The organism is Sphingopyxis sp. Root1497, from assembly GCF_001427085.1.
Taxonomy (GTDB): Bacteria; Pseudomonadota; Alphaproteobacteria; order Sphingomonadales; family Sphingomonadaceae; genus Sphingopyxis.
Genome location: NZ_LMGF01000004.1, coordinates 261,276 through 274,132, shown reverse-complemented (window position 1 = coordinate 274,132; position 12,857 = coordinate 261,276). Strand labels below are relative to the sequence as shown.

The window sequence follows — 12,857 nt, the reverse complement described above, 5'->3', positions numbered from 1 at the left end:
GCGCTGGGGCTGGACTTTTGGGACAGGGCGATTGGCGCGCCCGCCGATGCGGGCTAGAGGGCGGCGATGCTTCGCCTGACCGAATTGACGCTGCCGCTGCACCATGCGCCCGAGGACCTGCCCGCCGCGATCTGCAAGCGGCTGCGGATCGGGCCGCGCGAACTGGTGAAATATGTCGTCGCGCGGCGGGCGAACGATGCGCGCGACAAGACCAGCATCAAGCTGATCTATTCGATCGACGTCAATGTGAAGGACGAGCGCACGGTGCTCGCGCGCTTCCGCAAGGACCGCAACGTCCAGCCGACGCCGAACACCGCCTATAAGTTCGTCACCAACGCGCCGCCTGCGGGCATCAAGCGTCCGGTGGTGGTCGGGGCGGGGCCGTGCGGGCTGTTCGTCGGGCTGATCCTTGCGCAGATGGGTTTCCGGCCGATCATCCTCGACCGCGGCAAGGTGGTGCGCGAGCGGACCAAGGACACCTGGGACCTGTGGCGGCGTTCGGTGCTCCACCCCGAATCGAACGTCCAGTTCGGCGAGGGCGGGGCGGGAACCTTTTCCGACGGCAAGCTCTACAGCCGGATCAAGGACCCGCGCCATCTCGACCGCAAGGTGCTGACCGAATTCGTCAAGGCGGGGGCGCCGCCCGAGATATTGACCGAGGCGCATCCGCATATCGGCACCTTCCGGCTGGTGACGATGGTCGAAAGCCTGCGCGAGACGATCGAGGGGCTGGGCGGCGAATATCGCTGGCAGCACAAGGTCGACGGGATCGACATTGCGACCGACGGTGTCGGCACACGCCGGGTGCAGGGCGTGCATCTGAACGGCGGCGATTATATCGAGGCCGACCGCGTCGTCATGGCGGTGGGGCACAGCGCGCGCGATACGTTCGCGATGCTGCTGGCGGCGGGCGTGCATGTCGAGGCCAAGCCCTTTTCTATCGGCGTCCGCATCGAGCATCCGCAATCGTGGATCGACAAGTCGCGCTTCGGCGCCGATGCGGGTAACCCGATATTGGGCGCCGCTGAATATCATATCTCGCACCACTGCAAGAACGGCCGCACCGTCTACAGCTTTTGCATGTGCCCCGGCGGCACCGTGGTCGCCGCGACGTCGGAGGAGGGGCGCGTCGCCACCAACGGCATGAGCCAATATTCGCGCAACGAACGCAACGCCAATTCGGGCTTCGTCGTCGCGATCGACCCGGCGCGCGACTATCCCGGCGATCCGCTCGCGGGCATCGCCTTCCAGCGGCATTGGGAATCGCTCGCCTTTGTTGCCGGCGGGTCGAACTATCGGGCGCCGGCGCAGCGCGTCGGCGATTTCCTGAAGGGGCGCGCGTCGACGGAACTAGGCAGCGTCATCCCCTCCTATCGTCCCGGCGTGACCCCGACCGATCTTGCGCAATGCCTGCCCGATTTCGCGGTCGAGGCGATGCGCGAGGCGATCCCGGTCTTCGGGCGGCAGATCGCGGGCTATGACCATCCCGATGTCGTGATGACCGGGGTCGAGACGCGCACCTCGTCGCCGGTGCGCTTCACCCGCGGCGACGATTTTCAGAGCCTGAACACCGCCGGGCTGTTTCCGGCGGGCGAGGGGGCGGGCTATGCAGGGGGCATCCTCTCGGCGGCGGTCGACGGCATCAAGGTCGCCGAGGCCGTGGCGCGGAGTTTGCTGCCGTGACCTTGATCCTGTTCAACAAGCCCTATGACGTGCTCAGCCAGTTTACCGATCGCAGCACGGCGGGATCGACGCGGCAAACGCTGTCGGACTTCATCGACGTCCCCGACGTCTATCCGGCGGGGCGGCTCGACCTCGACAGCGAGGGGCTGATGCTGCTCACCGACGACGGGCGGCTGCAGGCGCGGATCGCCGACCCGAAATACAAGATGCCCAAGACCTATTGGGCGCAGGTCGAGGGTGAAGTGAGCGAGGAGGCGCTGGTGGCGTTGCGGCGGGGCGTGATGCTCAAGGACGGGCTGACCCGTCCGGCCGAGGCCGAGGCGATCGCCGACCCCGGCCTATGGCCGCGCGATCCGCCGATCCGGGTGCGCAAGAGCATTCCCGACACTTGGATCAGCCTGACGATATCCGAGGGGCGCAACCGGCAGGTGCGGCGGATGACCGCCGCGGTCGGGCACCCGACCCTGCGGCTGGTGCGCTGGCGCATCGGCGACTGGACGCTGGGCGATCTGAAGCCCGGCGAATGGCGGCGCCACGACTGAAAAAAAAGGCCGGTCGCTTCGCAGCGCCGGCCCTTCCTTTTTCGTTCGCCGTCCGGTTCAGAACAGCTTGGTTACCGTCGCGGTCCGGCGCTCCGGCTCGGCTTCCCCGGTGTAGAGGCTGGCCATCGGCTCGTCGCTGACGACATGGGTCTCGTCGGCGCCGAAGCCATTGAACTTGGTGCGCATCGCGCAGCCATAGGCGCCGAGCATGCCGATCTCGATGAAATCGCCCGCCTTGATGTCCGCCGGCAGGAAAAACGGACCCGCCATATGGTCGAGGTCGTCGCAGGTCGGGCCGTAGAAGCTGAACGCCGTCATTTCGGCGTCGCTCTCGGGCTCGCGCAGCAGCGTGACCGGGAAGCGCCAGCCGACATGCGCGGCGTCGAACAGCGCGCCATAGGCGCCGTCGTTGATGTACAGCTCGTCGCCGCGGCGCTTTTCGACGCGCACGATCAGGCTGCTGTACTCGGCGGCGAGCGCGCGGCCGGGTTCGCACCACAGTTCGGCCGAATAGCTGATCGGCAGGCTTTCGAACGTCCGGTGGATCGTTTCGAAATAGGCGCCGAGCGGCGGAGGCTCCATGCCCGGGTAGGACGAGGGGAAGCCGCCGCCGACATCGATGATGTCGACCGTCACCGACGCCGAAACGATCGCGGCGCGAACGCGCTCCATCGCCTGCGCATAGGCATGCGGGGTCATCGCCTGGCTGCCGACGTGGAAGCAGATGCCGAGCGCGTCGCTGGCCTGGCGGGTCGCCATCAGCAGTTCGGCGACATCCTCGGGCTCGGCACCGAACTTGGCGGCGAGGCTGAGCTTCGAATGGTCGGACGAAACCCGGAGACGGACCAGCAGGTTGAGATCCTGAGCGCCCTCGGTCGCGCGGACGATCTTTTCGAGTTCGTCCATCGTGTCGAGCGAGAAGGTACGCACGCCATGCTTCCAATAGGCTTCGGAAATCGCTTCCTCGGCCTTCACCGGATGCATGAAGCAGAGCGTCGCCTTGGGCAGGTTGCGCGCGACGAGGCGGACCTCGGCGATCGAGGCGACGTCATAGTGCGTGACACCCGAATCCCACAGCACGCGCAGCAGGTCGGGCGACGGATTCGCCTTGACCGCATACATGGTCGTGCCGGGAAATCGCTCGATGAAGAAACGCGCTGCGCGCGCCGCAGCGTGCGGGCGGACAAGCGTGACAGGTTCGACCGGCGAAAGTGCCTGAATCAGCCCGTGGGCGCTATGATGCTGGTGCAACTCAAGGGACCCCCAAAAAATACGTTAAACATCCGAGGCTGCCTTGCGGTTATTGGAAGTCCCCCTGGGGCAGCGGAGGGCGATATATGCAGGGGGGTCCCCCCTGTAAAGACCCTATCGCGCAATTTTGTAACGCAGCGGTAACAGTCGCGCCAAAGCGGGCCTGACGCACGGTAACCGGGGGACAAAGGGGCGGTTTCCGGCTATTGCGGGCATCTTCTCCCGCCGAAGGACCGCGCCGCATGACCGCACCCGCCGACGTCAATCACACCTTTCCCGATGCCGAGATCGACGAACTGCTCGCGTTCGGCACGGTCGAATCGCACAAAGCGGGCGATCTGATCCTCGCCGAAGGGACGATGGCGCCCGACTGTATCCTCACCCTGTCGGGACACACCGACATCTTCGCGACGACTGACGAGGGGCCCAAGCGCGTCGGCTGGATGGAGCGCGGGCAGTTTGCGGGCGACCTGTCGGTGCTGACCGGACAACGCCATTCGTCGCGGATCGAAATGGGCGCCGACGGCGATATTCTGCGTATCGCGCACGCCGATTTCCAGCGGCTGATCGCGGGCAACAGCCATTTCTCCGACGTCTTTGTGCGCGTCTTTGCGGCGCGGCGCGAGTTCGGCAACAGCCGCGGCTTCGCCGCGATCATCGTGATCGGCGCGGCGATGGACCGCGGCGTCTATGCGCTGCGCGACCTGTTGATGAAACATGGCGTCGCGCATCGCTGGTTCGACCCTGCCGACGGGCCGGTCGCGGGCCATTTGATGGCCGAGCGCGGACTGACCGACGAACAATTGCCGCTGGTGATCCTGGGGGCGACCGAGCCGCTTGTGCAGCCGACCCCCGAGCAGCTTGCGGTGGCGCTCGGACTCGACCTGCTGCCCGACGGCGCGACCGCCGACGTGCTGGTGGTGGGCAGCGGCCCGGGCGGGCTGGCGGCGGCGGTCTATGCCGCGTCCGAAGGGCTGACGGTGATCGCGCTCGATTCGCTCGCGCCCGGCGGACAGGCCGGTACCTCGTCGAAGATCGAGAATTATCTGGGCTTTCCGACCGGCATTTCGGGCAACGAATTGGCGCGGCGGGCGACGGTGCAGGCGCAGAAATTCGGCGCGCGGCTGGTGTCGCCGGTGCGCGCGGCGTCGATCGGGCGCGACGGCGATGCCTATTGCCTGCACCTCGTCGACGGCCGCAAGCTGCGCAGCCGCGCGGTGGTGGTCGCGAGCGGGGCGCAATATCAGCGGCTGCCGATCGAGGGTGTCGAGGCCTATGAAGGCCGCGGCATCTATTATGGTGCGACCCCGATGGAGGCGCAGCTGTGCGGCAATGCCGAGGTCACCGTCGTCGGGTCGGGCAATTCGGCTGGGCAGGGGGCGATCTATCTCGCGAGCGTCGCGAAGAAGGTTTACGTCATTTTCCGCCGCAAGAGCCTGCGCGAGACGATGTCCGAATATCTGGTCAAACGGCTCGAGGAACATCCGAACATCGAAATCATCGGGTCGACCGATGTCGTGGCGTTGCACGGCGAGGATCGCCTCGGCGGCCTGACCTATCGCTGCCGCGAGACGGGCGCCGAGGATCATTGCGATTGCGGCTTCCTGTTCCTGTTCCTCGGCGCGACCCCGAACACCGCCTGGCTGCCCAAGGAAATGGTGTGCGACGATCGGGGCTTCGTGAAGACCGGCACCGACATCGCGCCGATCGAACTGGTCAGGGCCGGCTGGGCGCTCGACCGCATGCCGAGCCGTTACGAGACGAGCTGGCCGCGCATCTATGCGATCGGCGACGTTCGCAAGGGATCGGTCAAGCGCGTCGCTTCGTCGGTCGGCGAGGGATCGGTGGTGGTGAGCGACATCCACGCCGCGCTGGCGGAAAGTGGGTCCTGATTTTATGATGGAAATGGCCCTAATCGTCCGATAACCTTCTGTTATCCATAAGAGTCGGTTCGGCTGTCCGACCGGCGCGATGACGGTGAGGAGACAATCATGGCGGCGATTCCCGGCGGCCCTGGCGACGATATTCTTCCCGGCACTCCCGATGCCGACACGATCGACGGCTTCGACGGCAACGACCGGATCACCGCCGGCGAGGGTGACGACACCGTCACCGGCGGCCGCGGCAACGACGTGATCAACGGTGAGGGCGGCAACGATACGCTCCGAGGCAACGGTGGCAGCGACATCGTCCTGGGCGGCACCGGCAACGACATCCTCTATGGGGGCGGGGGCGCCGACGAATTGCACGGAGGCGACGACGACGACCAGCTTTACGATGAGGATGGTCCGGGCGTCGGCGGTGCCGGCGGCAACGACAAATTCTACGGCGGGCGCGGCGACGACCTGATCGTCATCAATCGCCCGGTGGCGTCGAGCCTGCGGGAAAACCTGCTGATTTGGGGCGACGAGAATGTCCAGAATCCCGGCAACGATATCGTCGATTATCGGAGCGCCCATGCCGATATCGCGACGGTCGATCTTTATGGCGGCGCCGATACCTTCATTCTGCGCGACACCGGCACCGGGCGCGTCGACCTGCGCCTCGGCACCGGTCCCGAACAGGACACGATCGTCTTCATGGACGCGACCCCGGGTTCGGCGGGGCAGGCGGGGCTGGTCGTTTCGCAGTTCGGTACGGTGGGCAGGCAGTCGTCGCTGACCGGGCTGGACGTCGTCGACCTGTCGCCGCTGCTGTCGGCGCTGACCAACTGGGACGGTGCCAACCCGTTTCTGACCGGGCACTTCCGGCTGGTGGAAGCGACGGGCGGCACCGTCCTGCTGCAGGCCGATTTCGATGGCGCGGGTCCCGGGGGCTATTCGACGCTGATCCAGTTCAAGCCGCCAAGCCTGTTCGCCTCCGACCATCTGCGTGTTTCGGACTTCGGCGAGGCCAATTTCATCAATATCCCGCTGGGCGGCGCGACCAAGGTCGGCGGCTCGGGCGACGACGAATTGAATGGCACCCCCTACGACGACACGCTGTCGGGCGCGGGGGGCGACGACAGTCTCTACGGTTTCGCCGACGATGACGTGCTGAACGGCAATGATGGCCACGATCTGCTCGACGGCGGCGCGGGCGCCGACACGATGACCGGCGGGACCGGTGATGACATCTATTATGTCGATAATGTGCTCGATATCGTCGTCGAAGGGACGAATGGTGGCGAGGACCGGGTTGTCTCTTCGATCAACTACACGCTCGGCGCCAATCTCGAGCTTCTCGACCTCCGGGCGGGCGCGGGGTTGGCGGTGACCGGCATCGGCAACAATCTCGACAATAATATCCAGGGCAATGCCCAGAATAATTCGCTGATCGGTGGAGCGGGCAACGACGTGCTCGCGGGCGGCTATGGCAATGATACGCTCAACGGCGGCGGAGGCAACGACTCGCTGCTCGGCAACGAGGGCAATGACGTGTTGAACCCGGGTCCGGGGCTCGACGTGATGGACGGCGGCGAGGGCGCCGACCGCTATGTCTTCATTCCGTCAGGGATGAGCACGACGCAGATCGACCGCATCTATTTTTCGACGCCCGACGGCGACGTCATCGACCTCAGCCTGATCGACGCGATCGCCGGGGGGGCCGACAATGCCTTCAGCTTCATCGGTACCAACGCGTTCAGCGGCACGGCGGGCGAACTGCGCTACGACTATCTCGGGGTCTGGGACGAGGGCCCGCGCGCGGGAACGACCTATCATGTCAGCGGCGACGTCGACGGTGATGGAATGGCCGATTTCATCATCGAGATTTCGCAGTTGGGCACAACGCCGCCGGGACTCGGCGACTTCATCCTCTAGGAGGCGTCAGCTCAGGCGCGTCTTGAAATCCTCATAACCGAACTCGCGGACCAGTTGGAGTTCGTCGCTCTCGCTGTCCCACAACCAGATCGACGGCAATGGTACGCCGTTGAATGTGTTGGTCTTTACCATCGAATAATGTGCCTGGTCGAGAAAGGCGAAACGCTGGCCGATCGCCGCGCCGCCGGGTAGACGATAGTCGCCGATCACGTCGCCGGCGAGGCAGGAAGGACCGCCGAGGCGGGTCGGCGCGCCGTCTGTTTCCTCGCCGAGCATCGCCGGGCGGTAGGGCGCCTCGATCACGTCGGGCATGTGGCAGGTCGCGCTGATGTCGGTGATGCCGATGTTCATGCCATTGTCGAACAGGTCGAGCATTTCGCCGATCAGGATCCCGGCGTCGAGCGCGACGGCCTCGCCGGGCTCGATCATCACGTCGCAGCCGGTTGCTTCGCGCACGCCCTTCAGGAAGGCGATCAGGTCGTCGACCTGATAGTCAGCACGGGTGACATGATGACCGCCGCCGAAGTTGATCCATTTGAGCTGGCCGAAAAAAGGCGCGAGCACAGGCTCGACCGCCGCCCAGGTGCGCGCGAGCGGGGGGAAATCCTGTTCGCACAACACGTGCATATGGATGCCGTCGATGCCGTCCATATGCTCGGGGCGGAGCTGGTCGATCGGGAAGCCGAGCCGGCTGCACGGCGCGGCGGGGTCGTATTTCGCAACCTCGCCCTCGCTGTGCAGCGGGTTGATGCGCAGGCCGATGTCGAAGCGCTCGCCCTTGGCGCGCAGATCGTCGAGCAGCGGGCGGAAGCGCGCGATCTGGCCGGGTGAGTTGAAGATCAGATGGTCCGACAGGCGGGCGATTTCGGGCAGGTCCTCGGCCTTGTAGGCGGCGCAATAGGTCGCGACTTCACCGCCATATTCCTCGCGCCCCAGCCGCGCCTCGTAGAGCCCCGAGGCGCAGACGCCGTCGAGCGCGCCCGCGACGGTCGATCCGAGCGACCACATCGAAAACGCCTTGAGCGCCGCGAGCACGCGGGCGCCCGACGCGTCGCCGATCCGACGCAGCACTGCGAGGTTTGCGCGGACCTTGGCCGCATCGACGACGAAGGCGGGCGAGGGAACGCGGGTAAGGTCGAACTGCGCAAAGGCTCCGGGATCGCCGGCTCTGGTTTCCATGGGTCGAATGTTCCTGTCAGGCCGCGATCGGCCCCTTAAAGATGAAGAAGGCGCCGCCGGCGATGAGCAGGAAGCCGACGAGATGGTTGATCGTCAGCTTCTCGCCGAGCCAGAACACGGCGAAGCCCGCGAAGACGATCAAGGTAATCACCTCCTGCATCGTCTTCAACTCGGCGGTCGAATAGACGCCGTGGCCGATGCGGTTGGCGGGGACGGCGAGGCAATATTCGAAAAAGGCGATGCCCCACGCGAGCAGGATCGCGAGCCATAGCGGGCGCGAGACGTCGCCGAGATGCCCGTACCAGGCGATCGTCATGAAGATGTTCGAGATAACGAGCAGACCGATCGGCGCAAGATAAGCGGTCATTTCTTGTCTTTCGGCACTTTGGTGAGGGGCAGCACGTCGCGGAGCAGCGCGGCGAAGAAATGCCCCGGTTCCTCGACCATCGGCATATGCGCCGAATGTTCGAGCCAGACGAGCGTCTTCGAGGGCGCCTTGACCTTGGCGAACCAGTCGGCGGCGACCGGCGAGGGGACGGTATAGTCGTGGCGGCCGAGCAGGAAGACGATCGGCACATCCATCTTCCTCACCGGCCGGAAGCTGACGTCGGCGAGGCGCGGCCAGAGTGTCGTCACCGAAAATTCGCTACCCTTGCCCCAGGCTTGGCGATCGGCCTCGCTATATTCGGGCGAGAGGCGCGGGGTCTGGAAATACCAGGTCAAGTCGGGCTTGTTATAGATCAGCGAGCCATAGGGAATCGCATATTTGCGCCAGCCGTCGGCTTTGGCGATGGTGAAGTCGCCCGCCGGATAGGGCGCGAGCGCGTCGATCGCGGCCACAGCCTCGGCGTTTCCGGCCGCGACCGCCTTGGCGCGGGTCCATGCCATGCCGACCTTTTCGCCCTCGCGGAAATCGATGCCCTGACCGACCCCGACATAGGCATAGAGCAGGTCGGGGCGCTTGACCGCGACCGACAGGCCAACGATCGAGCCCCAGCTGTGGCCGAGCAGGACGACCTTACGCTTGGCATAACGCTTCTGGAGCAGCTCGATCAGTTCGATGGCGTCGTCGCGGTAGCGCTCGACCGTCATCGTCGGCGCGAGCGTCGCGGGGTCGTTGAGCGGATAGGAGCGCCCGGCGCCGCGCTGGTCGTACTGGACGACGGTGAAGACATCCTCCCACGGACGCTGGAACGCCCAGGCAAAAGGCATTTCGACCGCGCCGGGGCCGCCGTGAACGAAGATCAGGATCGGGTTGTCGCGGTCGGCGCCGCGCACATTGACGACCTGCCGCGCGCCGCCGAGGGTGACCTCGAAGGTATCCTGCACGCCGTTCGGGGTGACGATCTTGCCGATATCGGCGACGATCGCGCGGGCGGGGGCGTAAGCGTCGTCGGGTTGCGCGGCGGCGGGGGTCGCGAGGGCGGCGAGCAGGGCAAACGCTGCAGTAAGAATTTTCATCGAAAACAGCCCTTCGTCATCCCCGCGAAAGCGGGGACCCAGTTCTGCCGTCGCTACTGGGTTCCCGCTTTCGCGGGAATGACAAAAGTGGGTTGGGATCGCGGCGATCAGAAATCCAGTGGTCCGTCCAATTCCTTCACCTGCCAGGGCAGGCCATGATTGTTCAGCATGTCCATGAAGGGATCGGGATCGAACTGCTCGATATTGAACACGCCGGTGCCTTCCCAGGCGCCCGTCACCATCATCGCGGCGCCGATCATCGCGGGCACGCCGGTGGTGTAGCTCACCGCCTGGTTGCCGGTCTCGGCATAGGCGTCCTCATGGTCGCAGATGTTGTAGAGATAGAGCGTCTTGGCCTGGCCATCCTTGCCGATGCCGGTCGCGATGACGCCGATGTTGGTCTTGCCCTTGGTGGTCTCGCCGAGGCTCGACGGTTCGGGCAGCACGGCTTTGAGGAACTGCAGCGGGACGATCTCGCGACCTTCGTAGATCACCGGATCGATCCGCGTCATGCCAACATTCTGCAGGACGGTCAGGTGGGTGATATAGGCTTCGCCGAAGGTCATCCAGAAACGGATGCGCTGGATTTCGGGCAGGTGCGTTTTCAGGCTTTCGATCTCCTCATGATACATGAGGTACATCGTCTTCTCGCCCACCGCCTCGAAGTCGAACGTCTGCTTCACCGACATCGGCGGGGTTTCGACCCAGTCGCCATTCTCCCAGTGGCGCGCGACCGCGGTGACTTCGCGGATGTTGATCTCGGGATTGAAATTGGTCGCGAAATGCTGGCCATGGTCGCCGCCATTGCAGTCGAGGATGTCGAGCGTGTCGATGCGGTCGAAATGATGCTTCTTGAGCCAGGTCGTGAAGACGCTCGTCACCCCGGGGTCGAAGCCCGAGCCGAGCAGCGCCATCAGCCCCGCGTCCTTGAAGCGGTCCTGATACGCCCATTGCCAGTGATATTCGAACTTGGCCTCGTCGCGCGGTTCGTAGTTGGCGGTGTCCATATAATGGGCGCCGGTCGACAGGCACGCCTCCATGATGGTGAGGTCCTGGTAGGGAAGCGCGAGATTGACGACATGCGTTGCGCCTATCGAGCGGATCAGCGCCGCGGTGGCGTCGATATGGTCGGCGTCGACCTCGGCGGTGTCGATCATGACGCCGGTGCGTGCCTTCACCGATTCGGCGATCGCGTCGCATTTGAACTTGCGGCGGCTCGCCAGCGTGATGTGCGGAAAGATGTCGGGGTTCATCGCCATCTTGTGCACCGCGACCGAACCGACGCCGCCTGCGCCGATCACCAAAACCTTGCTCATGAAAATCTCCTGCGCCTGTCTATGCGGCTTGTCTTGTATGACCGGCCCTATAGGACGAAGCGATGACACAGCAAAGCCCCGAACCCCTGCTCGATCCGGCGCGCGCGCCAAGCCTCGCTGGGGTCGAACGCGCCGCGGCGAAAGTCGCTGCATTGCTGCCGCGAACGCCGTTGCTGCCGCTCGACATCGACGGCGTCACGATCTGGTGCAAGGCCGAATGCCTGCAACCCGTCGGCGCCTTCAAGATTCGCGGCGCCTGGCACCGGCTGTCCGACCTGACCCCTGAGCAGGCCGGCGCGGGCGTCGTCGGCGTGTCGAGCGGCAATCATGCGCAGGGCGTCGCCTGGGCGGCGAAACGGCTGGGGATCAAGGCGACGATCGTGATGCCGAGCAACGCGCCGGCGATGAAACTGGCGGCAACGCGCGCGCTGGGGGCAGAGGTGGTGCTCTATGACCGCGTCACGGAATCGCGCGACGCGGTGGCGACGAAGCTACTTGAGGAACGCGGCGGGACGCTGGTGCATGCCTATGGCGATCCTTGGATCATCGAAGGGCAGGGGACCGCGGGGATCGAGGCGCGCGCGCAGATGGCAGAGCGCGGGATCGATGGCCCCGACAAAGTGATCGCCTGTTGCGGTGGCGGTGGCCTGTCGGCGGGGCTGGCGCTCGCCTGTCCGGATGCCGAGATCGTCGCGGTCGAGCCCGAGGGTTGGGACGATGTGACGCGCAGCCTGGCGGCGGGCGAGATAGTGTCAGTCGAGGACCTAGCCTATCCCACCGAATGCGACGCGCTGCAGACGCCCGAGACCTGGCCGATCAATTTCACGGTGTTGCAGGCGCGCGGGGTCCGCGGCGTCGTGGTGACGCGCGAGGAAGTGCGTCATGCGATGCGCGTGGCGTTCGAGAAATTGCACCTCGTCGTCGAGCCCGGCGGCGCGGCGGCGCTCGCGGCGGTACTCGCGGGCAAGGTGACCCCGGGCAAGGCGACGCTGGTCACCCTGTCGGGGGGCAATGTCGACCCGCAGAAATATGCGGAAATTTTGGCCGGATATTAATCGGCCCCGGTGCGTTGTAAGGGCAAAGGAGATATATGATGCAGAAGAGCATGATCCTGTTCGGAGCCACCGCGATGGTGTTGCTTGCCGGCTGCGAAAAGGCCGAGGCCCCCGCGCCCGCGCCGACCGAAACCACGGTGGTACCGGACGAAAGCGTTCCCGCCGAAGACGCGACCGATCCCGAAGCCGACCCCGCGACCGCGCCGCACCGCTTCGCGAGCTGGGCCGGAAAATGGACGGGGGTCGAGGGCATGTTCGTGACGATCACGCCCGGCGAACCCGGCAAATACAAGCTGGAGATGCAGTCGGACCTCGACACCAAGGGGACCTATGACGGCAACGACAGCGAGCATGGCATCAAGTTCAAGCGCGGCAACGAGGAATTGAGCCTGCGCCGCGGCAATGGTGACGAAACCGGACTGAAATGGCTGGCGGGCAAGAAGGAATGCCTGATCGTCAAGGACGGCGAAGGCTATTGCCGGGATTGACCTAGCCGTCATCCCGGCCTTCGCGGGCGCCCCCACGCTACTGCTCCACGGGAATAGCGATTTGAGTCCGCGTGCCATTCGA

At 65.3% G+C, this 12,857-nt stretch carries 11 protein-coding genes; 6 read left to right on the top strand and 5 right to left on the bottom strand.

Translation table 11 applies throughout. The features are described from left to right. Positions 1-66 precede the first annotated feature (66 nt). Together ASD67_RS12845 and ASD67_RS12840 are read left to right on the top strand one after the other, a co-directional pair. Complete coding sequence (locus ASD67_RS12845; RefSeq protein ID WP_056347794.1) at positions 67-1,683, top strand: NAD(P)/FAD-dependent oxidoreductase; 1,617 nt, start codon at positions 67-69, stop codon at positions 1,681-1,683. After that, the gene (locus ASD67_RS12840) at positions 1,680-2,225 is read left to right on the top strand and encodes a pseudouridine synthase (RefSeq protein WP_056347792.1); all 546 of its coding nucleotides are present in this window, start codon (positions 1,680-1,682) and stop codon (positions 2,223-2,225) included. The genes ASD67_RS12845 and ASD67_RS12840 overlap by 4 nt, the downstream gene beginning before the upstream one ends. A gap of 57 nt (positions 2,226-2,282) precedes the next feature. Here the strand turns inward: ASD67_RS12840 and ASD67_RS12835 are convergent, their stop codons facing one another. After that, on the bottom strand, positions 2,283-3,476 hold the full coding sequence (locus ASD67_RS12835) for a type III PLP-dependent enzyme (protein ID WP_056347790.1): 1,194 nt from the start codon (positions 3,474-3,476) through the stop codon (positions 2,283-2,285). Positions 3,477-3,718: 242 nt separating this feature from the next. On the opposite strand from ASD67_RS12835, the gene ASD67_RS12830 reads away from it, so the two are divergent. Further along, on the top strand, positions 3,719-5,368 hold the full coding sequence (locus ASD67_RS12830) for an FAD-dependent oxidoreductase (protein WP_056347789.1): 1,650 nt from the start codon (positions 3,719-3,721) through the stop codon (positions 5,366-5,368). Positions 5,369-5,467: 99 nt separating this feature from the next. After that, positions 5,468-7,276 carry a calcium-binding protein gene (locus ASD67_RS12825; protein WP_056347787.1) on the top strand — a complete coding sequence of 603 codons (1,809 nt, stop codon included), beginning with the start codon at positions 5,468-5,470 and terminating at the stop codon, positions 7,274-7,276. A 6-nt stretch (positions 7,277-7,282) separates the two neighbouring features. Here the strand turns inward: ASD67_RS12825 and ASD67_RS12820 are convergent, their stop codons facing one another. The 4 genes from ASD67_RS12820 to ASD67_RS12805 form a co-directional block, all read right to left on the bottom strand. Continuing rightward, entirely contained in the window at positions 7,283-8,455 is a 1,173-nt protein-coding gene (locus ASD67_RS12820; RefSeq protein ID WP_056347784.1) for a carboxynorspermidine decarboxylase, read from the bottom strand. 16 nt (positions 8,456-8,471) lie between these two features. Then, positions 8,472-8,822 (bottom strand): DMT family protein, encoded by a 351-nt coding sequence (locus ASD67_RS12815; RefSeq protein ID WP_056347783.1) that lies wholly within the window; start codon positions 8,820-8,822, stop codon positions 8,472-8,474. Then, complete coding sequence (locus ASD67_RS12810; protein ID WP_056347781.1) at positions 8,819-9,916, bottom strand: alpha/beta fold hydrolase; 1,098 nt, start codon at positions 9,914-9,916, stop codon at positions 8,819-8,821. Before ASD67_RS12810 ends, ASD67_RS12815 begins: the two co-directional genes overlap by 4 nt. Before the next feature lie 107 nt (positions 9,917-10,023). After that, a complete protein-coding gene (locus ASD67_RS12805; protein ID WP_056347779.1) occupies positions 10,024-11,232 on the bottom strand; it encodes a saccharopine dehydrogenase family protein in 1,209 nt (402 codons plus the stop codon). A gap of 62 nt (positions 11,233-11,294) precedes the next feature. Between ASD67_RS12805 and ASD67_RS12800 the strand changes: the two genes are divergently transcribed. After that, positions 11,295-12,287 carry a threonine ammonia-lyase gene (locus ASD67_RS12800; protein ID WP_056347777.1) on the top strand — a complete coding sequence of 331 codons (993 nt, stop codon included), beginning with the start codon at positions 11,295-11,297 and terminating at the stop codon, positions 12,285-12,287. Positions 12,288-12,322: 35 nt separating this feature from the next. After that, on the top strand, positions 12,323-12,775 hold the full coding sequence (locus tag ASD67_RS12795) for a hypothetical protein (protein ID WP_235535672.1): 453 nt from the start codon (positions 12,323-12,325) through the stop codon (positions 12,773-12,775). Positions 12,776-12,857 lie beyond the last annotated feature (82 nt).